This is a genomic window from Capnocytophaga sp. oral taxon 338 str. F0234 (genome assembly GCF_000192225.1).
GTDB lineage: Bacteria > Bacteroidota > Bacteroidia > Flavobacteriales > Flavobacteriaceae > Capnocytophaga.
Window position 1 is genome coordinate 2,144,188 of sequence record NZ_GL872413.1, and the last position, 22,425, is coordinate 2,166,612.

A 22,425-nucleotide genomic window follows, 5' to 3' on the forward strand; every position below is an offset into this window, starting at 1 on the left:
TCTATTTTTTCATATACTCCGAGTACGCCTTCAACTCTCTTTGTAGCCCTTCTGTAGCACTAACCAAGGGAAGACGTACTTTAGGCGTATTGATAACTCCTAAGAGGGAAAGCAATGCCTTGATTCCTACAGGATTTCCTTCTTTGAAAATCAGTTCCATCACATCTAAGAGCTGATACTGAATGGTGTTAGCTTCCTTATAGTTTCCCTCCAATCCCTGACGTATCATTCGGCTATAACGCTGAGGGAAGGCTTGTCCTAAAACAGAAATAACCCCATCACCTCCCAAGAGCACTGTAGGTAAAGCGGTGGCATCATCCCCAGAAATAATCAGAAAATCCTTTGGGCGCCCCTGAAGCAAGTGCATAATCTGAACAATATTCCCTGAAGCCTCTTTGATTCCTATGATATTAGGCACCTCCTTGGCTAAGCGTAAGGTAGTATGATAATCCATATTAGTCCCTGTTCGTGAAGGCACATTATAGAGCAAGATAGGGAGCGGAGAAGCCTGAGCTATTGCCTTATAATGTTGGTAGATTCCCTCTTGAGAAGGCTTATTATAATAAGGGGAGACCGAAAGAATAGCCTGGTAATCATCCTTCTCTACGGCTTGTACTTGTTCTACGATTGCTTTCGTATCATTTCCTCCTACTCCGAGCACCATAGGGATCCTACCATTATTAGCACGCTTTACAGTCTGTTTGACAAGTTGTTTTTCCTCAGTAGAGAGGGTTGGAGTTTCTGCTGTAGTTCCTAAAACTACTAAATAATCAATACCGTTTTCCACTTGGAAATATACCAACTGTTCAAGGGCTTGTACATCTACGGATTTGTCCTGTTTGAAAGGTGTGGTTAGTGCCACACCTGTTCCTTGTAATTTTTTCATTGTAGTGTATTTATGATTTTTTTGGCTTCTTTAATAAAGGTCATTCCATCCTTAAGGGGTGTATCAATGATAATATCATTGAAAATAGGGTCAATTCCTGTAACTCCTATACGCAACTTGGCTCTTACTCCTGAGGAGAGCAATAATAGAGGGAGCTTTGGAGAAGAAAAGCAATTAATCAGAAGGTCATACTCCAACTCCCATAACCTATCTGCGTGATAGTTACGTATATTTCCAGAATAGTTAATATCCTTCCATGAGAAAAGGGGGATTCCTTGTATTTGAATATCCATACCCCTATCTTGGTATCCCAAAATCACATAGTTCTCAGAATTGATTCCATAGCTTTTTATGAAATCCTTTAAGAATTCCACCTTAGAAACTTCCTCTGTATCCACAATGCAGCCAATACGATGAACATGTAATTTACTACCATTCAGTTTATTATCTATTCTTTTTAGATTTTTTCGTATGCGCCTATTAATGGCAATATTCTTAAATAGTTTCAAAATAATTTTTCTAAAGATTTCCCTGCAAATTTAATCAATTTTTATTAATTTTGCACACTGGAACTAAAACATTTTTATGAAAAAAATATTCTTGGGAGTCTTTGCTTTATTACTATTATTATCATCTTGTAAATCAAGCGGTTACTACACTCAAGCTCTTCAAGGGGAGCAACTTCAGATTGGTAAAGAGACCGAAGAAGATGAGCAAATAAAGGATTATCTTTCTCCTTTTCGGTATCACTTGAACAAATATTTGGACAAAGTACTCTCCTATAACAAAACAGCCATGATTAAGGTTCTTGAGGCAGACGTTATGAATATGCCTATTGGGAATTTCTTTGCGGATTCCCAATGTGAACAGGCGGATTCTTATTTTCTCAAGAAGAAAAAAAGGCATATTGATTTTGCTATGTTCAATTGGGGAGGAATCCGAACTGAGATCCCTCAAGGGGACATTACTATACGGCAAGTATACCAGATCATGCCTTTCGAGAATCAATTAGTAGTGGTAGAACTCACCGGGGATACCCTCTATAAGATGGCTAAATACCTTATTGAGAATCAACTTCCTCATCCTCTTTCCAAACAAGTACAACTAACCATTAACAAAAGAGGAGATGTTGTAAGCTTTCTCATCAATAAAAGACCTGTTCAACGCAAAAAGCGCTATTTTGTATGTACTTTTGATTATCTGTATCAAGGAGGAGATCGTATGAATTTTTTCAAAGATGCCCTAAGTGTTACCAATATTAACTATCCTTCAAGAGATGCTATCATTGATTACCTTAGGAAAACAGATACTTTAGACTTCAAAACCGATGAGCGCTTCAGAATAAAGAAATAGATTATGGAAAGACGTAATTTTGTAAAAAATATAAGTGCGGGAGCCTTATTATTAGGAATGGGAGGTGTTTCCTTTGCTCTTGGCAAGGAAAAGACTCCCTTAAAAAATCACAAGAAGCACATTACAATTCTTCATACCAATGATACACATAGCCATATAGACCCTATGCCTGTAGATGATCCTCATTATCCTGATAAGGGGGGGGTAGCTCGCCGTGCTGTACTGATAGAACAGGCACGAAAAGAGAATCCTCATACCTTGCTCTTTGATGCTGGCGATATTTTCCAAGGGACACCCTATTTTAATTACTATGGAGGAGAATTAGAATTCCGCTTAATGTCCATGCTTAAGTATGATGCTGCTACCTTTGGCAATCATGATTTTGATAATGGATTGGAGGGATTACTCTCACAACTCCCTCATGCTAAGTTTGACTTTATCTGTTCCAATTATAACTTCAAGAATACTATTTTAGAAGGGAAAACCAAGCCTTATAAAGTATTTGTAGTAGATGATGTTCGCATAGGAGTCTATGGTTTAGGAGTAGAACTCAAAGGATTGGTTACTAAAGAGAACTACCGAGAGACTCAGTATCTTGACCCTGTGGAGATAGCCATTGACATGGAGAACAAGCTAAAAAGGAGCGAGAAATGTGATATTGTTATCTGCCTCTCACATCTTGGTTATCAGTATCATTCTAATAAGGTGTGTGACCTGACTATTGCCAGAAGAACTTACGACACAGACCTTATTATAGGAGGGCACACTCATACTTTCCTAAGTGAACCTGTTATTGTAAAAAACAAGAATAATCGTGAAATCCTTGTCAATCAAGTAGGTTGCTATGGTATTAATTTAGGACGTATTGACTTCTATTTAGACAATAAGATTACAAGCAGTGGTACACAAATCCTAGTATAATAAAAATATTTTTTTATCATAGATGATTTTCTGAAATAGAGGCAATTCACAAATGAATTGCCTCTATTTTATTTTTTAAAGTTTACTTTATATTGAAGCTATACTTTACTCCTGCCAGGAATTGGAATCCTTGTACAGGATAGTTTGTCCAACGGAGGTAATTCTCTCCTGCTACATTATTGAGATTGACAAAGATTGTCCATTGCTTTAGGAAGGTATAATCGGTAGAGAAATTAAGGTCAAAGAAGCCCTTGAGAGTTACCTGCTCACGGGGCTGAGTAGAAAGCGTATGCTTTAGATCCTTTCTTTCACCTACATAAAAGAACTCAGCGGCGATATTCCAATTTGGAATAATTTGATAATGAGCAGCAAGTGCAGAGGTAAAGGAAGGTTGGTTCCAAGCCTCTTCCTCCTGCTTATCCATTGAGAATCCATTCGCCTTAAGAGAAAAATCCATATCAAACTGATCCGATATTTTGCCTGTTAGGTGAGCTTTTATTCCATATTCCATAGCATCCTGATAAATTATTTTATAAGTATTATCATACTGATAAGGAGCATACTGAATTAAGGACAGTTTTTCATTGGCTTGGAAAAGAGGCATATTCTCCAAGCGCTTGTAGAAGAGATTTATATTATAGGAGAATCCCTGCCCCAAAGCACCTTTTACCCCGCCAAATATATCATAAGGGGTAAAGGTAGGATGTAGCTCTTGGGTTGGAGAAAGGTATGGGTTTTCAAGGCTTTGCTTACGATAAGAGAGTTGTTCTATATTCCCTGTAATCCCTCCATAGAGGATGAAATTATCTCCAAAGGCATCATAAGAGAGTTCTGCATCAGGGAAGATTTTGAGATCATGACCATTCTCATAGTCTTTTTCCTTGGCATAATAAGCACCCAAGCCTAATTTGATAGAGAAATTAGGAATAGAAAAGCGATAGGAAGGCTTTATCCCTATAAGGGCTGAACGATATTCTATCTTATTGCTATTGGAAAAATGTTGGTCAAAACTTCCTTGCAAGTAATCCACATCCAATATAGCAGTAACAAACTGTTGTTGGTTGATATCAAACTTAAAGGTGGGACGTAGTTTGACCTGTGTTTCTCCACTTTGGAAGTGATCCTTTGCTCCCTGAATCCAAAAATCTATTCCGTTAAATACACTTTTATTCATAGAGAAAAAACCTGAGAGCCCTCCACTGAGGTAGCTTTGCCTAAGAGAAGCCTCAATAGGAAGTAAAGTTTTGTCCTCCACTCCATACCAATGCATTAAGCGATTGGCGACATTGGCTGAGAGTCCCAACTGATAGTCATTATCCCCATAGCGATAACTTGCCTGTGCCTCTGTATTAGAGAAATTATTATCTAAGGTTACCCCCTTCACTTTTCCTTTGGAAGAATGATGTGTAAAATCCAATGAGAGATCAGATTCCTCATTCAGCGGGATAGCTACAAATCCATCTCCATAGAATGAAGCATAACTTCCTGCTCCTAAAGCAATATAGGAATGATAAAGAGTATCCTTACGTTGGGAAGCGGTAATCCTTACTGCTTTTCCTTTTTCAGGAACAAAGGTAGAGGCAACCGGCACCGAATGAATGGTATAATTGATTTTCTTTTTAGCCACTGTTACAGAGTCCTTCTTAGGAGTTTCCTCTTGTGGCTTATGTACATCGGCGATAGTAGGGGTATAAGGCTTGACAATATCCACAGAGATGGTTCCCAACTTATCCTGAGCATAAGTAGAGAAGGTTAAAAATAAGAAAAGAGTGGTAAATATATGGTATAACTTTTTCATTTTCTTTTTATTTAGTAGGTTTATTTTCATCCTCTTTAACCTGAGCGAGCACCTCTTTGGCTTGGGTGATTACCTCAGGATATGCTTTAAAATTGGCGATTACGCTATTGAGAATATAGTTGGCTTGGTAGAGGTCTTTCAGTCCATAGAAGTTCTTAGCCATTACCACCAATCCTTTAGCAGAGAATTCCTTATATCCTCCATATTCCTTAGCCAGTTTTTGGATTACTTCGTTAGATTTTTTGTATTGTCCTGCTTTGTTCTTAAAATAAGCATCATAGTACAATGCCTCTGCCATAAGGGCGTCGGTCGCTGTTTTACGTACCTCTGCATATTGTTTTTCTGCTTCTTCCTCAGCTCCTGTAGCCATATAAGCCCTTGCCATAATCACACGAGCATCATTTTTTAAGCGGTTATCAGCATTTTTCTCGGCTAATATCTTTTTAGCATATTCTATTGCTTGGGGATAATCTTTTTGTCTATAGAAACCCTTCATCAAGTTAGATCGTGCAAAAATCAAATTTTGAGCGACTGAGGAGGTTTTTTCAATTTCCTTAAGCAAAGGAATCACTTTATCTATTTCTTCTTTCTCTAAATAGATATTACTCAACCTGACCAAGACTTGTTCAGAATATTCATTACGTCCTTCTTCTAACACTTTTTCATAGAGAGGGAGTGCTTTTTCTTTTTGGTTTGCTTCAAAGTATAATTGAGCTAAATAGAAACGGGCTTGTGCTGTATTGACTCCTTTAGGAAACTCTTTTAGATATTTTTCCAGAGCTCCTTTTGCCTCTTGCTTTTTGTTTTGTATATATTGTCGTTCAGCCGCTTCAAAGGCAGCGTTATCCAATTCATTATCAGATACCTCCACATAACCTAAACTTTTTGCCCATTGTGCATACTGCTCTACCTTACCCATTTCTACATAAATACTTTTAGCCGTATTTATCGCCTGCATAGCTTCTGGGGAATTGGGATATTTTTCTGTAATTTTTCTAAATACAGTTAAGGCTTTTTGATTTTCATTTTTGTTATAGAGCATGAGCCCTTCACGAAGCATAGCACGAGCTGTGTAAGTACCTCCCTGATATTGATTTTGCAATTGTTGATATAAGGCAGCTGCTTTTTCATTATTTCCTTGTGCCACATAGGTATTTGCCAATTCATAAATAGCATCCTCACGCAGATTGGATTTAGGATAATTTTTTATAAAAGCATTGAGTTCCTCTATTTTTTTAGGAACTCTATCCACAATACCATAGCTAATAGCCTTTTGGAAGGCAGCATAATCTGTATCTCCTACATTAATGGTCATTACTTTATTATAGTTTTCCATAGCAGGCCAATACTTACCAATGGCAAAATAGCTATCGGCAAGGCGCAAGTGAGCATCGGCAAGGCGGGAAGCCGTTGGTTTTGTCTCTATATATTTGGAAAAATTCTCTGTAGCTTCAAGATATTTCTTTTGATTGAAAAGAGCATATCCCAAGCCATAGTAAGCATTAGGGTACTCAGGAGCTGATTTCAGACCCAGTGATAGGAAATCATGAAAATCTTTCTGTGCTTCTGCATATTGTTGGAGTTGATAATGAGTTTCTCCAGACCAATAGATAGCTCTTGCACGGAGTAGTTCATTGGATTTTCCTTGTGCTTTTTGGAAATAAGAGAGTGCCTCCTTATAGTTACCATCGGCATAAAGTTGCAAAGCGTAGAAGAAAGCTACTTTTTGGTATATTTTCTCATCGGCAGAGGTGGATTTCTCCAAGAGATTCATTGCAGATTGAAAGTTTCCGGAAGTAATATAAGAATCTACCAATAGTTCCTTAAGTTCTTGAGTATGGTCATTAGGATAGGTCTCCATGTAGGATTGTATCACCTCAGGGGTGGATTCATAAGCATTTCCCACCTCATAGCTCAAGCGCGCATAATTTAGGTGAGCATCTTTTTTTATCTCAGGGACAAAATTCATTTGAGAAGCATTACGGAAGGCATTTAGAGCCTGTTGCTTCTGGTTGGTATTGAGATAACATTCAGCCAAGTGGTAATAAGCATTTTGAGCAACTTCATTCTTGCCATCAATAATTCTATTAAACTGACCTATTGCCTTTTGATAGTCCTTTTGTTTGTAGTAAGCATAGCCCAAGTAATATAGGTCGGTATTGGTATATTTACCTTTTTTTCCTCTATAAGCTTCCAGATAAGGAATTGCTTTATCATATTGCTTTAAGTTAAAATAACTTTCTCCAATAATCTTATTAATCTCAGAGCGATACTGAGGGTTATTGGTTTTCTCCAACTGATGAAGTCCTTCTTCTAAGGCTTTTTGGAAGTTTCCTTGCTTGAAGTTCATATCTGCCTGATAGTAGGAGAGATTTTTATTAAGTTCTTTTTCCTGTCCTACCTTTTGAAAAAATTCATTGGCTTGCTTATAATCATCGGCATCATAGGCAATATACCCCAAGTAATAGGAGGCTTTCTTTCCATATTCTTTAGAGTCTTTCACTTGGGAGAGATATCGTTGAGCGGTTTCCTTATCCCCATGAGCGAAGAGGGCATAACCATATTGGAAGTTAAATTTTTCTCTTTGGGCAGCTGAAAGAGAAGAGATTTGCACCTTATCATACCAAGCAATGGCACTCTTAGTATTTCCCTTACTAAAATAGTATTCTCCTATTTCAAAATTAGCATTTGTAGCATAAGGAGAGGAGGGATAATCCCTCAAATATTGCTCCATTTGGGCATTAGCTCCGGCTTGTCCGAGTCTTAGTGCAGAGGAAGCTATATAGTACAAGCATTGTTCACGAGTGGTTTCATCGGTTTGCTTCTGTAATTCCTTTTTAAGAAGATGTTCCGAAGCCTTATACTGCTTTTGATGATATAAAGAAAGTGCTTTCTGTAAAGAGGCATTTCCAGCGGTATAATGAGCCGTACGCTGAGCAAGAGTTGCTCCTGAGACTAACAATCCTGTTAGAAAAAAAATATTTTTATACTTCATAATCCATATTTTAGAGACAAAAGTAAGGCTTTTTATCCAATAAAAAGAGAGTATATGGTTAATTAACAAAAACTTAGTAATCGAACTCTACCCTAATTTGTTGAGAGGTAGGGTGAGCTTGGCAGGTAAGTATCATTCCCTTAGCTATTTCTTCTTCAGAGAGTACTTGATTTTTATCCATCTCGGCACTTCCTTCAGTTACCTTTCCCAAACAGCTGCTACATGCTCCCGTTAAACAGGAATAGGATATTTCCAATCCCTTAGCGAGGAGCTGACTTAGTATATTTTCCTTACGTTCTATAATGAAGGTATGTTCTTTATTTTCTAAGCGTACTGTAATCTCTGAAGTTCCTTTATATTCTTTTTTAGAGGTCTGCGTTACGGTAAAGAGCTCTGTATGAATTTTCTTTTTGTCATAATCCTTTAGGAGTTTTTCCTTAATAGCCTCAACCATTGATTGGGGTCCACAGATATAGAAACGACCGAATTCCACCTCCTTGTAGGTCTCTTTGAGCAATTGCTCCACCATAGGTGGATCTATATGTCCTGAAAGGGCACCCTCTTGCTGGGTCTTGCTATAGACATATTGCACCAAAAGCCTATTGGGATACTGCGCCCTAAGTGCCTCTATATCCGAGAGAAACATAGTAGTCTCAGTCGTTCTGTTTCCATAGACTAAGAGTATCTTGCAAGAGCTTTTCGCAAGGGCGACCTTAATAATGCTAAGCATAGGAGTAATACCACTTCCAGCGGCGAAAAGTCCTAAATTCTCAGGAGATATTTCAGGAATATAGGCAAACTTACCCTCTGGGAGAAATACCCCCAAGGTTTCTCCTTCTTGCAACTGCTTACAAGCATAAGTGGAGAACACGCCATTGGGTACTTGCTTAATAGCTACACTGATAATATCCTCATAAGGTGAGGAACATATAGAATAAGCACGCCTTACAGCCATCCCCTCAATTTCTTTTTCGAGGGTGATGTATTGTCCTGCAAAAAAGTCAAAGGAAATTTTATGTTCTTGAGGAATCTTAAAAGATACTTTAACCGAATCCGAAGTGAGTTTTTCCACCTGTGATACGGGTAAGGAAACTGATTTCATTGAATAACTATTATTGTTATAATTTTTAGGCAAAAATACGAAATTAATGAGGATTGAAGAAGAATGAGCAACTAATTTTTTAAGTACTTCAGGGATGATTAGTTATCAAAAAGGACTCGCTTTCCTTTTTCTTGGGTAAGAAGTGTTCCTTGATCATATACCAAATTTCCATTAACAAAGGTATAAGCTACCTTATAATCAAAGATTGTTCCTTCCAAAGGAGACCAACCACATTTGTAGAGGATATTCTCTTTAGAGACTTGCCAAGGGGTATGTTCAGCTACGCAAGTGATATCGGCATAATAACCTTCCCTGAGGTAACCTCTCTCGCGGATTCTAAAAAGGATGGCCGGATTATGGCACATTTTCTCCACTAAGCGTTCTAAGGGGATTCCTCTTTTTCGAAACATTGTAAGGGCAGCTACTAAGGAATGTTGTACCAAAGGGGCTCCAGAGGGAATCCTCTGGTATTCCTTTTGGCTTTTCTCTTCTAAGGTATGGGGAGCGTGGTCGGTAGCTATCACATCTATACGATTGTCCAAGAGAGCTTTCCAGATGCCTTCACGGTCTGCTTGGGATTTCACTGCCGGATTCCACTTAATAAATACTCCTTTCTGGTCATAGTCCTTATCAGAAAACCAAAGATGATGGATACAAGCCTCTGCTGTAATTTTCTTTTGCGACAAAGGAATTGTATTGTCCAAGAGCTCTGTTTCCTTAGCTGTGGAGAGGTGAAACACATGCAATCTTGCACCTGTTTGTTTAGCAAGCGCTATTGCTCGTGAGGAGGAGAGATAGCAAGCCTCCGCACTGCGGATAAGTGGATGACACTCAATGGGGATTTGAGCTCCATAGAGGGAAAGATAGTGTTCCAAATTACGCTTAATAGTTTGTTCATCTTCACAATGGGCAGCAATGAGGGTAGGTACATTCTTAAATATCCTTTCAATAGTTTTCTCATTATCCACGAGCATGTTTCCTGTGGAAGAGCCTAAGAAGAGCTTCACTCCGGCAGTATTCTTAGGATTGATCCGCTTGAGTTCCTCTATATTATCATTGGTTCCGCCGAGTAGAAAAGAGAAATTAGCTACTGAGCTACTAGCAGCTATGGCAAACTTATCCTCCAGAGCATCAATGGTTGTGGCTTGGGGAATGGTATTGGGCTGGTCAAAAAAGGTAGTTGTTCCTCCCGCCACAGCAGCTATACTCTCAGAGGCAATGGTTGCCTTATGGGTGAGTCCAGGTTCACGGAAGTGTACTTGGTCATCAATCACGCCGGGAAATACCAGCATCCCTGCAAGGTCAATAACTCTCTGTGCTTCTTTGGCAGAGATCGCTGAGGCAATCTTAGCAATACGCTCATTCTCAATAAGTAAATCGGCTTCTTGAATATGGTTGTCAGAAATGAGCTTACCGTTCTTTAATAAAGTTTTCATGAGAAATCAAGGATTAGAAATTTGGTGACAAAAGTAATTGTTTTTGTCATTTAAAAATACTTTTTTATACTTTTTTTAATTGTGTTCTAAGAAATTTACTTATAATATTGGTAATATAGCAAAAAATGTATATCTTTGCCCAAAAAAGTGATGAAAATACATAACAGGCTTAAAATAGTGAATGATCCTGTATATGGGTTTATTCATATCCCCAATACTTTTATTCTCGCTCTTATAGAACATCCTTATTTTCAGCGCCTTTGCAGAATTTCTCAAATGGGACTTTCCTACTTGGTATATCCAGGAGCAAGGCATACACGCTTCCATCACGCCTTAGGATGTATGTACCTTATGCAACAAGCGGTGCAAACACTCCGCTACAAGCAGGTAGAAATCACCCCAGAAGAGGAAGAGGGCTTATATATAGCTATTCTCCTACATGATATTGGTCATGGTCCCTTCTCCCATGCTATGGAACACAGTATTGTGGAAGGAATCTCTCATGAGGAAATATCCTTGGCGTTCATGGAAGAACTCAACAGACAATTTGAAGGAAGGCTCTCAGTTGCTATAGAAATCTTCCAAAAGAAGTATAAAAAACAGTTCATGAATCAGCTCATCTCCAGCCAATTGGACATGGATAGGTTGGATTATCTCAAGCGAGACAGTTTTTACTCAGGGGTAAGTGAAGGCAATATTAACTCCGAGCGAATTATTGCCATGCTCACCGTCAAGAACGATACGCTCATTGTAGATGAAAAAGGCATCTATTCCATAGAAGAGTTTCTGGTAGCTCGCCGATTGATGTATTGGCAGGTATACCTACACAAAACCAGTATAGGGGCAGAATTTGTTCTTATCCGGATATTGGCACGCGTAAAGGAGCTTATAGGACAGGGGAAAAAGTTACCCATGACCACCGCACTACGTTTTTTTGTAGAGAATCACATTACAAAAGAGACTTTTGACCGTCATGCCTTACACTTATTTGCTCAATTAGATGATTATGACATCATCTCAGGACTTAAGGAATGGCAATATGGGGAGGATTGGGTCTTAGCTAAGCTCAGCCAAATGATTCTTAACCGCGATTTGCTCCGTGTTAAGCTTTACAAAAGCCCTGTAGAAAAGGAAAAAATACAACAACTCTTACAAGAGACCGCTAAAAAATATGATCTTCCAGAGGAATTAGCACATTACTTTGTTTTCACCGGAGAAGTCTCCAATACTGCCTACCGAAAAGATGAGCAGAATATCCTTATCTATACCAAGAACAATAAGGTTATAGATGTTACCCAAGCCTCTGATCAAATGAATTTAGATGCACTATCCACCAAAGTTACTAAGTATTACCTATGCGCTCCTAAGTGAAAAATGAAAAATGAAAAATGAAAAATTGCTATAATCATTAATCATTAAAAGTTAATCATTAGTTATCGTTCTCTTCGCTGGTGCGAGCCTGATACTCGCCTGCAGGTATTCAGCGATTTTAACTCGTGCCCACTCTATCAGCGAAAAATGAAAAATGAAGAACGAAAAGTGAAAAATGAAAAAATTTTCACTATTCACTACTCACTATTCACTTTATTTCGTACTTTTGTCCCCTTAAACAAATAAGTAGCAAATGAACCATTCAGATGATTTTATAGGTGAAAACCACCTCAGTACCTCAGCTAAGACTCCCTTGCGAGCCGATGCCTTTGCCCTTTCTGATGAACAGAAAATCGCTCGCATTCAAAAATCAATGGCAGAGATTATGGAAACTCTTGGACTTGACCTTACGGATGACAGTCTCAAGGGGACTCCCCTAAGAGTGGCTAAAGCCTATGTAAAAGAACTTTTTGCAGGACTTGATCCCAAGCGCAAGCCCAGTTCCTCTACTTTTGAAAATAACTACCACTATGGGGAGATGCTCATAGAAAAAAATATTGTCCTCTACTCCACTTGTGAACATCACTTTCTCCCCATTGTAGGACGTGCTCATGTGGGCTATATCTCCAACGGAAAGGTATTAGGACTCTCTAAGATGAACCGTATTGTGGATTACTATGCCCGTCGTCCTCAAGTACAGGAACGCCTTACTATACAAATTGTACAGGAAATGCAACACCTCTTAGGCACGCAAGATGTAGCTTGTGTGATTGATGCCAAGCACCTCTGTGTTAATTCCCGTGGTATCAAGGACATTGAAAGCAGTACTGTTACTGCTGAATATGGCGGTCAATTTAAAGATCCTATTGTAAGAAAAGAATTCTTAGAATACATAAAAATGGAAACAAAATACTAAGCAATGAAAACAAATGATGTATAACGAAAGGTAAATAACCTTTCGTATTCTTAGCAACTATTTTTCATTACTTACTGTTCACTTTTTAACTCAAAACTCAGAATTCAATTGAACTACTTAGACGAACTTAATGAGGCACAGCGTGCTCCTGTAGTACATAAGGATGGTGCCGTGATGGTCATCGCAGGGGCTGGTTCTGGGAAAACACGTGTACTTACCTATCGCATTGCTTACCTTATGCAACAAGGAGTAGATCCCTTCAACATTCTTGCACTGACTTTTACCAACAAGGCAGCCCGGGAAATGAAGGAGCGCATTGGACGCATCGTAGGACAAAGCGAAGCACGTAACCTATGGATGGGGACCTTCCATTCTGTCTTTGCTCGTATCCTTAGGGAGGAAGCCTATAGGCTGGGCTTTCCAAGAGATTTTACCATCTATGACCAACAGGATTCCCAACGGCTTATCTCCGCTATTATCAAGGAAATGGGCTTAGATAAGGAGGTGTATAAGTATAAACAAATAGCCTCCCGCATTTCCTCCTATAAGAATAACCTCATTACCGTAAAAGCTTACTTTGAGAACCATGACCTTCAAGAAGCCGATGCTATGGCAAAGCGTCCTCGCATAGGAGATATTTATCGCAACTATGTAGAAAGATGTTTTAAAGCTGGAGCCATGGATTTTGATGACTTACTGTTACGTACCAATGAGTTACTTAACCGATTCCCTGAGGTGCTCGCTAAGTACCAAAATCGTTTCCGCTACATCTTGGTGGATGAGTATCAAGATACGAACCATTCCCAATACCTTATTGTACGTGCCCTTGCCGATAGGTTTCAGAATATCTGTGTTGTGGGGGACGATGCACAGAGTATCTATGCCTTCCGTGGGGCAAATATTGATAATATCTTTAATTTCCAGAAGGATTACCCGAAGGTAGGCATCTATCGCTTAGAGCAGAACTATCGCTCCACTAAGAATATTGTGGAGGCAGCCAACAATGTCATAGAGCATAACAAAGCTCGCTTAGAGAAGGTAGTCTGGACAGAAAATGAAAATGGAAGCCGTATCAAAGTACACCGTAGTCCTACCGATGCCGATGAGGGACGCTTTGTAGCAGGTACTATTTTTGAAACTGCCATGCAGAAACAACGCTCCTATGGAGATTTTGCTGTTCTCTATCGTACCAATTCCCAATCTCGTGCTATAGAAGATGCCCTGAGAAAGCGAGATATTCCCTATTACATATACGGGGGACTTTCTTTCTACCAACATAAGGAAATTAAGGATATCTTGGCTTACTTTAGGCTGGTCGCCAATGAGAATGACGAGGAAGCACTTCAGCGTATCATCAACTTCCCTGCTCGTGGTATAGGGGATACCACTATGGAAAAACTTACCCTCTGTGCCAATGAATTCAAAGTACCTATCTTTACCATTATTAAGAACTTAGCAACCATGGACTATGGGCTTAAAATCAATTCGGCAACCCGAAACCGCCTATTGGAGTTTGCCAATATGATTCTTAGTTTCCGTATTATGATGGAGACCCATGATGCTTTTTCTCTGGCGGAACACATCACCAAGCGTACTGGGATTCTCAATGAGTTCAAGAAGGATGGCACCCCCGAAGGCGTGGAACGCATGCAGAATATAGAGGAACTCCTCAATGGTATTCGCGATTTTGTGGAAGGACAACAGGAGGTGGAGGATGCCTCCAACTCTCTGGTTGAATTCCTACAAGATGTAGCCTTAGCGACTGATATGGATAAGGAAGTTGAGGACGATAACCGTGTATCGCTGATGACCATACACCTCGCCAAAGGATTAGAGTTCCCTTATGTATTCATTGTAGGCATGGAGGAGGATTTATTTCCTTCAGCCTTGAGCCAGAATACTCGTGCCGAGTTAGAGGAAGAGCGACGTCTATTCTATGTAGCGCTGACCCGTGCCGAGAAGCAGGCGTACCTTACCTATACAGAGAACCGTTACCGATGGGGAAAGCTCATGGATGCCGAACCCAGTCGATTTATTGAAGAGATAGACGAACGTTACTTAGAATACCTTACCTCCAAAGAGAACTACCGTTACAAGCCCCTCATCAATGTAGATACTTTTGCGCCCATTGATAAGAGCAAACTACGTCAGCAAAAGCCCACTAATACACCTCCACCCGCCTACAAAAAGCCTAATGAGGAACAACTCAAGAAGCTCCGCCTACAAAAGCCCGAGCAAGCTAAAGCAATCTCGGTAGGAGATATTCCAAAAGTTGTGGTAGGAAATACCATTATACACGAACGCTTTGGAAAAGGAAAAATTACAGAAGTGGAAGGCGCAGGTGCTGACCGCAAAGCAAGAGTACGTTTCGAGAATGGAGGAGAGAAAACCCTCATCCTTCGCTTTGCAAAATTCAAAATAATAGAATAATCATTGAAGCTATATAAAGTAATAGAGCCACATGAGGACAACTCTTTGTTGTTACCCCCTCTGTTATTAAGAATACTCGGCTTGTATAAGGCTTGAATTTTTGGGGTTAGTCTTCTTTGAAGCTGACATTATCTCTAAAGAATCCATAACAATACAGGCTTTTTGCTTTCCTGGAGCATGGTATCCAAAAGTTGCATAAATGCATTAGAGACGGCAGGGCAACCCCAACTTAGGGGACTATAACGAGGATAAATCTCCCTATCGGCGACAGCCTCCCAAGAATGTAATACAATCACTCGCTTCTGAGCATTGTTATTACTTGTTTCCAAACCTTGTAGCCAATACTTTACCTTGATACCCCACGAGCTATAATCTCGCTTTCCTATTTTATATTTGCCCTTAGCTGAACAATGGCTATTGGCTTGATTACTGTATTTGGCTACTTCAAATTTGTCAGGATTGGGTTCTTTTACATCACAGCTACCATGAGTAACCAACTTCTCATAAAGGTTCTTCTCTTGCTTGAAATCATACACAAAAAAACGGTTTTTGCCCGAATGTAAGCTCAGATCAATCAAGAAATAGAAATCCTCATTCATTTTATGTGCCTTGCAGTAAGCCAGTGCTTGAGTATGCTGTAACGTATAGTCCTTTGCTAAGGGCTGCGCTGTGGAGGATTGCCCCTGATGACAACCAAAGCAAAAAATAAAACACAAGGGAAATAAAAATCTTCTCATTATGATAACATTCATTTTTCACTACTTACTTATCTTCTCGCTCAGGCGACTTTACTTTTTACTTAAATAATTAGTGTATTCTTGGCTAAGTCCACAGGTTTCCAAGAGTTGAGCAAGCACCTTATCCATTTCGAAGAGGGCTTGGTAACATTTTATTTCAATGGAGGCTAAGTAGAGGTTCGCATCGGCGACATCAGTGGAAGATGAGAGTCCCTCCGCAAAAGCCTTATTCCTTACCCGTACCAATTCCTGAGCGAATTCTAAGCTTTTTTGTAAACTTTGAAGCTGTTCACGCTGTTTCTCTATCTCCGTATATTGTTTTTTCACTAAAGTTTGTATGTCTTTTTCAGCCTGAGCGGTAATGAGCTGCACACTTTCACGTTGGGCTTTTGCTTGTTCTATCCTATTCTTATCGGAGAAGCCATTAAAGAGATTCCACTGTAGACCGACGCCTACCACCCAGTTATCCGGTTCAGTGATAGGAAGGTTTTTTGACCATAAATATTTTTTACCAATAAGGGCTACATCGGGCAGGAAAGCGGCTCTCTGTGCCTTCACATTCTGGTCGGTAAGTCGTTTTTTAAGTCGGGCTTGTACAATAAGCGGATAGTTTTCCTTGGCTTGCTGTTGATAGTAATCCACAGGTTGCAGGGGAGCCACTTCAAACAGGGAAGAAGAAAGGGTCGTAAGGGGAGGAAGCTGTTCACCAATAACTCCATAAAGGGCAGTTTGTGCCAGTTCTATATCCTTCTGGCAAGCAAGTACTTCGCGTTGTGCATCGGTAACAGCTTTCTTGGCTTGCATGGTTTCCACAGGAGCCACCATACCATTTTTCTCAAACTTTTGAGCATTACCATAGTGCTGTTCAGCTGTTTCGAGAGCTTTCTGTCGTACTCGTAGCGCTTCTTGGGCTAATTGTACTTGAAAGTAACGTTCTGCTAGTTCGGAGATTAGCATATTCTCTGTTTTCTGGCTTTCTACTTTGGCAATTTCACTATTGAGCTTGCTTACCTTATTCCCTACACGTACCTTACCCCCTGCATAGAGTACCCAACGAAGGTCTGCAGAGAGCTTCCAAATATCCTGCTTTTGAAATTCATACCTCCAATCCTGTGCAAAAAGAGGTTGGAGCCTGCCCAATAAAGGTCTGAAAGCTGGTTGTAAAGGGGCAGGAATAGCCCCTGCTAAGGAGGTAAGTCCATTTTGCAAAGGTGTTTTATATTCATTAAAACTTAAAGAAAGAGGGTCACTCAAGTGTGCATAGCTTGCATTAATGCTCAACTGTGGTAAGTACAAACCTCTCATTGATTTTTCTGTATAAGAGGAGGCTTGTGTTTGTTTTTCAACTCCTTTGAGCTTCTGGTTAGCGCCTTGCATGCGTGCTAAGGCATCGGAGAAAGAAAGGGATTGAGCAAGGCTGAATGTAGTAACACAAAGAAAAACAAAAGTATATATATGTTTCATTCTGAATACATTTTAAAATAAACAACTTACAAATTATCGGATTGCAAAAATAGAGTAGATTTGTGAAATAAGAAGCTCTTTTTTGCAATAAGTTTTTAAGATAGATTAAAAAGCGTTATTTACCTGAACGAATTACACTGAGGGTTTGCTGAGTAATCCCTAAGAAAGAAGCAATATGCCCCAAGGGAACTCTCAGAAGTATCTTAGGATAATTCTTCAATAACAACTCATAACGCTCCTGAGCAGTTTGGAACTTAATGGCATAAATCCTATCGGAAAGACTCTTGAGAAAAGAAACCAGAAGCATCCGCATAAAACGCTCCAACTGAGGATTATTATTAATAATTTCTTCCACTTGGGCGAATTCTGCCACCCGTACCAAGCAAGGTTCTAAAGCCTCTAAAGCGAAAGGATAAGGCTGGTGAAAATAAATATTCTCCACAGGCATATAGAAATCATTTTCCATATAGAAAGCATGGGTAATATCCTTCTCTTCCTTCGTATAGAACTGTCGCATGATCCCTTCCTCTATATAGAAGACTTCCTTAGAGGGGCTTCCTGCCTTAAGAAGATAGCTATATTTCTTGTACTGCTTAGGAATAAAAAGAGTATCCAATGCCTTAAGGGTCTCATTATCAATAAGTGTTTTCTGATGTATATAGTCAATAAAATTCATAGGGCAAAGATACAAATAATAATGCTTCATAAGTCAAGGAATCATCAATTTTCATATCCCCAACTTATTCTCAGAAACAATTTTTAACTTTTATAAAGAATAATTCTCATTATGAGAAAAAATTTAACTTTAAATTCTCTTATTTTTAATGACTTTAGCTTATAGTTTCTTTTTGTATTACACAGATATTTTGTAATTTTGTAGCCCGAAAAATTTACATAGCATGAAAAAAATCTTTATTTTCTTGGGAGTTGCTGCTATCTGTGGTGCTTGTTGTTCTCAAAAGGGGACTATCTCTTCCGCAAACCCCACTCAAGGCAGCAGCCACCAGCTCCTTACCAAAGGAAAACTCTATGCTGCTTTCTTCCAACAGCAAGCCGCTGAATATGACGCCCTATGCTTACAGGCTTTCAATATAGCTCGTTTGAGGTTAGATGAGGCTCTTGCCCAGTCAAGTGATAAGCCTATCGCTATTGTTTCAGATATTGATGAGACCTTCATGAACACTTCCTACTATGCCGTACAATGCGGCAAGGAAAATAAGGAATATGAGAAGAAATCATGGGAAGCATGGACTGCTAAAGGAGAAGCAACCCCACTGGCAGGCTCTTTGGACTTCTTCCGATATGCTGCAGAGAAAGGGGTACACATCTTCTATGTAACCAACCGTTCCACTGCCGAACATGATGGGACTGCTGCAAACCTCAAGCGCTATGGCTTCCCTATTCAGGGAGATGACCACCTTATATTCCGTAATGCTGAAAGAAGCAAGGAAAATAGACGCTTGGAGATCGCCAAAAGATATAATATTGTCCTACTTTTAGGGGATAATTTAGCAGATTTTGACAAGGATTTTGATGTTCCTACTACCCAAGGACGCTTTAATGCCGTAACAAAGAACCGTGAGGCTTTCGGAAAGCGCTTCATTGTGTTGCCTAACCCCTCCTATGGGGATTGGGAAAATGCTGCTTTTGGTGGCAAACCCCTCCCTTTAGAAGAACGTGAGGCTATTATCCTAAAAGTTCTTAAGGACAAACCTTCTATGTAATATCTTTATTTTTCCATAATATTAATCAAGTAAAAGGCTTCTTCTTTACAAAAAGAAGAGGCTTTTTCATTGGACAATAAAGATAGTATTTTCTCTATCTTACGGCACTTTTTACAAAATTTTCTTCTACCTTACCCTATTTTGGCATGCTTTTTGTAAATATCTTTTTACTTCTTCCCTACAAAATCTGTTACAAACCCTTATTTATAAACTTTTAAAATACCGGCTATGAACAGAAACATGACACTCTGGGCAGCTTGTTTGCTCTCTTTTTTAACAAGCTATTCACTATTTTCACAAACCAAACTAAAAAAAATGGACACTAAAGAAATCTATTTTGCAGGAGGATGCTTCTGGGGTACAGAACATTTCTTCAAGCAAGTGCGAGGCGTAGTGGCTACAGAAGTAGGCTATGCCAATGGGAACATCCAGAACCCTACCTACAAAGAAGTTTGCCAAGGCGACACCCAATTTGCTGAAACAGTTAAGGTAGTATACAACCCTACAGAAGTAAGCCTCTCTCAGCTCGTGGAACTCTATCTCAAAACTATTGACCCTACCTCCCTGAACAAACAAGGAAATGACAGAGGTTCACAATACCGTACAGGCATTTACTATACGAATAAAGCTGACCAAACTACAATAAGGGCACACCTTATCGCCCTTGCCAAACAATACAGCAAGCCTATTGTCGTGGAGAACCTTCCTTTGAAAAACTTTTATGCAGCAGAGGGGTATCATCAGGACTATTTGGATAAGAACCCTCATGGTTATTGCCACCTCTCCCCTGCTCTTTTTGAGATGGCTCGCAAAGCAAATCCTAAGAAGGCCCAAACTTCACCCAAAGTTACCTATACTGTTAAGGATAAGGCTACCCTTAAGAAAGAGCTTTCTAACATGCAGTATGAGGTAACCCAAAATAGTGCTACTGAACCACCCTTTCGTAATGAATATTGGAACGAAAACCGTGAGGGCATCTATGTAGATGTAACCACAGGCGAGCCCCTATTCTCCTCTGCCGACAAGTATGATGCTGGTTGTGGATGGCCAAGCTTCACCAAGCCTATTGATAAAAAACTTGTCAAGGAATACATGGACAAATCCCATAACATGCTCCGCACTGAAGTAAGAAGTAAGTTGGGAAATGCTCATTTAGGACACGTATTCACCGATGGACCTAAGGACAAAGGAGGATTACGCTACTGTATCAATAGTGCTTCTCTACGCTTCATCCCTAAAGAAGAAATGGAAAAAGAAGGATACAGCCTATCCTTAATAGGAGGAAAAAGTAAAAACGTAGTTAAGTGAAAAACGAAAAATGAATAATTTTTCACTGTTCACTTCTCACTATTCCATATTTCCCACGATGCTTCTGCTTGGAGGGCAAGCATGGGGTAACCATTAAGGATGGTAGCCCCCTGTGCTTCTCCCTTAGCGAGAAAAACCGTCTTTTCAGGGTTATAGATAAGATCATATAACAAATGCTTATCTGTAACAAACTCATAAGGAATCGGTGGAAAGGCTTGCGTATCAGGGGAGGTACCCAGAGGAGTCGTATTGATAATTAGCAGATGACTCCTGATGATTTCCTCCCCAAGCGATGCGTAAGAGATTGCCTGAGCAGAAGCCTTACGGGAGACAAGTATATAAGGAATTCCCAACTGCTCAAGGGTAAAGATGACTGCCTTACTTGCCCCTCCTGTACCTAGAATCAGTGCTTTATTATGGTGGGGTTTTAAGTAAAGGACTAAGGAATCATGAAAGCCTATATAATCCGTATTATAGCCCTTAAGCTTTCCTGTGGGGAGTACCTTAATGGTATTACAAGCTTTGATGGTCATAAGTTCCTCACTCTGCTCATCAAGCAAAGGAAGTATTGCCTCCTTATAGGGAATGGTTACATTCATACCTACAAGGGTAGGGGTAGTACGGATAAGTGCAGGAAGCTCTTCTATGGTGGGTATATCAAAATTGACATACTCACTATCGGTAATCTGCTCATGAGCGAATTTCTCTGCAAAATATCTCCGAGAGAAAGAGTAAGAGATGTTGCGCCCCACTAAAGCAAATGTTTTCATCGTTTTGAGTTGCTCATTTTTTATTTTTATTATTTATTTCTCGCTCATGCGACTTTCCAGACTATGAGTACTCGCTGGCTATAACTTTTCACTCTTCATTTTTCACTCACATATCCAGCTGTGGGTATTCGCTGGCTATACTATTCACTTTCCCGATAAGTATCCTCTCCTTCCAGAAGTTGTAGATAGCTTTTATACCGGCTCCAGTAGAGCTCATCTCTGTCCAACGCTTCCTTTACAGCACATTGAGGTTCATTCACATGTAGGCAATTATGAAACCGACATTGCTTTTTTAAGGCAAAGAATTCAGGAAAATAATCTCCTATTTCCTCCTTATCAAAATCCACTACTCCCAAGCCCTTAATTCCTGGAGTATCAATAATGCGGGCGTCAAAGTCCAAGTCATACATCTGGGCAAAGGTGGTCGTATGTTGTCCCTGTCCATGTAGCTGGGAGAGAGGTTGTGTTCTAAGGTGTAAGGAAGGCGAAAGGGCATTAATAAGAGTGGTTTTTCCTGTTCCGGAGTGACCCAACACCATCGCCGTTTTCCCTTCCAAACGCTCTTTTACCAAATGGAGATTCTTACCTGTCTGCGCCGAGATACCAATGCACTCATAACCAATATCACGGTACATATATGCCAAGTACTTCACCTGTGCCAGCTCATCAGGGAGATAAGTGTCCACCTTATTCATTAGCAAAACGGCAGGAATACTATAAGCCTCAGCCGTTACCAAGAAGCGGTCAATAAAAGCCGGATAGGTAGTGGGATTATTAAGCGTTACTAAAAGAAATGCTACCTCTATATTGGCAGCAAGAATATGCGTTTGCTTGGAGAGGTTCACCGACTTGCGAATAATATAATTCTCCCGTGGGAGAATCTGGGTAATAACCCTCTGTCCTTCCTTCTCAAAGATCACCCTATCCCCCACGGCAAGCGGATTGGTATTTTTTATTTCCTTAAGGCGAAAACGCCCCTTAAGGCGACATTCATAGAACTGCTGGTCTTCCCCCTTGACCATATACCAGCTCCCTGTGGATTTATAAATGATTCCCCTCATAAATAAAGTGAATAATGAAAAGTGAATAGTGAGACCATTCCTTTTGGAGCACAAAAGTACAACATTTTAGAAGTAAAGTCAAGCAAAAAGATGAAAAGTTATTAACACTTTCTTATTTTATTGATTTTCTTTATCCCAAGAGTATAAAAAGAC

At 39.7% G+C, this 22,425-nt stretch carries 18 protein-coding genes; 7 read left to right on the forward strand and 11 right to left on the reverse strand.

Annotated elements, in window-relative coordinates:
- Position 1: 1 nt before the first annotated feature.
- Both dapA and HMPREF9071_RS09710 read right to left on the reverse strand, forming a co-directional pair.
- The gene (dapA, locus tag HMPREF9071_RS09705) at positions 2–886 is read right to left on the reverse strand and encodes a 4-hydroxy-tetrahydrodipicolinate synthase (protein ID WP_009746457.1); all 885 of its coding nucleotides are present in this window, start codon (positions 884–886) and stop codon (positions 2–4) included.
- On the reverse strand, positions 883–1,395 hold the full coding sequence (locus HMPREF9071_RS09710; RefSeq protein WP_009746458.1) for a hypothetical protein: 513 nt from the start codon (positions 1,393–1,395) through the stop codon (positions 883–885). Before HMPREF9071_RS09710 ends, dapA begins: the two co-directional genes overlap by 4 nt.
- 76 nt (positions 1,396–1,471) lie before the next feature.
- Here HMPREF9071_RS09710 and HMPREF9071_RS09715 point away from each other — a divergent pair, with 76 nt between their 5' ends.
- A complete protein-coding gene (locus HMPREF9071_RS09715; RefSeq protein WP_009746459.1) occupies positions 1,472–2,239 on the forward strand; it encodes a 5'-nucleotidase C-terminal domain-containing protein in 768 nt (255 codons plus the stop codon).
- A gap of 3 nt (positions 2,240–2,242) precedes the next feature.
- The gene (locus HMPREF9071_RS09720) at positions 2,243–3,160 is read left to right on the forward strand and encodes a metallophosphatase (RefSeq protein ID WP_009746460.1); all 918 of its coding nucleotides are present in this window, start codon (positions 2,243–2,245) and stop codon (positions 3,158–3,160) included.
- Between the two features lie 82 nt (positions 3,161–3,242).
- Here the strand turns inward: HMPREF9071_RS09720 and HMPREF9071_RS09725 are convergent, their stop codons facing one another.
- The 4 genes from HMPREF9071_RS09725 to HMPREF9071_RS09740 all read right to left on the reverse strand — a co-directional run bounded on the left by HMPREF9071_RS09725 (position 3,243) and on the right by HMPREF9071_RS09740 (position 10,491).
- Complete coding sequence (locus HMPREF9071_RS09725) at positions 3,243–4,958, reverse strand: TonB-dependent receptor (protein ID WP_050784945.1); 1,716 nt, start codon at positions 4,956–4,958, stop codon at positions 3,243–3,245.
- A 7-nt stretch (positions 4,959–4,965) separates the two neighbouring features.
- Positions 4,966–7,953, reverse strand: coding sequence for a tetratricopeptide repeat protein (locus tag HMPREF9071_RS09730; RefSeq protein WP_009746462.1), 2,988 nt, complete (start codon positions 7,951–7,953; stop codon positions 4,966–4,968).
- Positions 7,954–8,026: 73 nt separating this feature from the next.
- Positions 8,027–9,055: a ferredoxin--NADP reductase gene (locus tag HMPREF9071_RS09735; protein WP_009746463.1), complete on the reverse strand. Its 1,029-nt coding sequence runs from the start codon at positions 9,053–9,055 to the stop codon at positions 8,027–8,029.
- Positions 9,056–9,153: 98 nt separating this feature from the next.
- Positions 9,154–10,491: a dihydroorotase gene (locus tag HMPREF9071_RS09740; RefSeq protein WP_009746464.1), complete on the reverse strand. Its 1,338-nt coding sequence runs from the start codon at positions 10,489–10,491 to the stop codon at positions 9,154–9,156.
- A 150-nt stretch (positions 10,492–10,641) separates the two neighbouring features.
- Here HMPREF9071_RS09740 and HMPREF9071_RS09745 point away from each other — a divergent pair, with 150 nt between their 5' ends.
- The 3 genes from HMPREF9071_RS09745 to HMPREF9071_RS09755 all read left to right on the forward strand — a co-directional run bounded on the left by HMPREF9071_RS09745 (position 10,642) and on the right by HMPREF9071_RS09755 (position 15,208).
- The gene (locus HMPREF9071_RS09745; protein ID WP_040358098.1) at positions 10,642–11,862 is read left to right on the forward strand and encodes an HD domain-containing protein; all 1,221 of its coding nucleotides are present in this window, start codon (positions 10,642–10,644) and stop codon (positions 11,860–11,862) included.
- A 253-nt stretch (positions 11,863–12,115) separates the two neighbouring features.
- A complete protein-coding gene (folE, locus tag HMPREF9071_RS09750) occupies positions 12,116–12,778 on the forward strand; it encodes a GTP cyclohydrolase I FolE (protein WP_009746466.1) in 663 nt (220 codons plus the stop codon).
- Positions 12,779–12,886: 108 nt separating this feature from the next.
- Positions 12,887–15,208 carry an ATP-dependent helicase gene (locus HMPREF9071_RS09755; protein WP_009746467.1) on the forward strand — a complete coding sequence of 774 codons (2,322 nt, stop codon included), beginning with the start codon at positions 12,887–12,889 and terminating at the stop codon, positions 15,206–15,208.
- Positions 15,209–15,342: 134 nt separating this feature from the next.
- Here HMPREF9071_RS09755 and HMPREF9071_RS09760 read toward each other — a convergent pair whose 3' ends face one another.
- The 3 genes from HMPREF9071_RS09760 to HMPREF9071_RS09770 form a co-directional block, all read right to left on the reverse strand.
- On the reverse strand, positions 15,343–15,945 hold the full coding sequence (locus HMPREF9071_RS09760; RefSeq protein WP_173301488.1) for a murein L,D-transpeptidase catalytic domain-containing protein: 603 nt from the start codon (positions 15,943–15,945) through the stop codon (positions 15,343–15,345).
- Positions 15,946–15,996: 51 nt separating this feature from the next.
- Complete coding sequence (locus tag HMPREF9071_RS09765) at positions 15,997–17,409, reverse strand: TolC family protein (RefSeq protein WP_009746469.1); 1,413 nt, start codon at positions 17,407–17,409, stop codon at positions 15,997–15,999.
- A gap of 115 nt (positions 17,410–17,524) precedes the next feature.
- Positions 17,525–18,085 (reverse strand): Crp/Fnr family transcriptional regulator, encoded by a 561-nt coding sequence (locus HMPREF9071_RS09770; RefSeq protein ID WP_009746470.1) that lies wholly within the window; start codon positions 18,083–18,085, stop codon positions 17,525–17,527.
- Positions 18,086–18,308: 223 nt separating this feature from the next.
- On the opposite strand from HMPREF9071_RS09770, the gene HMPREF9071_RS09775 reads away from it, so the two are divergent.
- Positions 18,309–19,133 carry a 5'-nucleotidase, lipoprotein e(P4) family gene (locus HMPREF9071_RS09775; RefSeq protein WP_009746471.1) on the forward strand — a complete coding sequence of 275 codons (825 nt, stop codon included), beginning with the start codon at positions 18,309–18,311 and terminating at the stop codon, positions 19,131–19,133.
- 240 nt (positions 19,134–19,373) lie between these two features.
- Positions 19,374–20,441: a peptide-methionine (R)-S-oxide reductase MsrB gene (msrB, locus tag HMPREF9071_RS09780; RefSeq protein WP_009746472.1), complete on the forward strand. Its 1,068-nt coding sequence runs from the start codon at positions 19,374–19,376 to the stop codon at positions 20,439–20,441.
- A gap of 29 nt (positions 20,442–20,470) precedes the next feature.
- Here the strand turns inward: msrB and HMPREF9071_RS09785 are convergent, their stop codons facing one another.
- The gene (locus HMPREF9071_RS09785) at positions 20,471–21,211 is read right to left on the reverse strand and encodes a shikimate dehydrogenase (RefSeq protein ID WP_009746473.1); all 741 of its coding nucleotides are present in this window, start codon (positions 21,209–21,211) and stop codon (positions 20,471–20,473) included.
- A gap of 140 nt (positions 21,212–21,351) precedes the next feature.
- A complete protein-coding gene (gene rsgA, locus HMPREF9071_RS09790; RefSeq protein ID WP_009746474.1) occupies positions 21,352–22,272 on the reverse strand; it encodes a ribosome small subunit-dependent GTPase A in 921 nt (306 codons plus the stop codon).
- Positions 22,273–22,425: the final 153 nt, after the last annotated feature.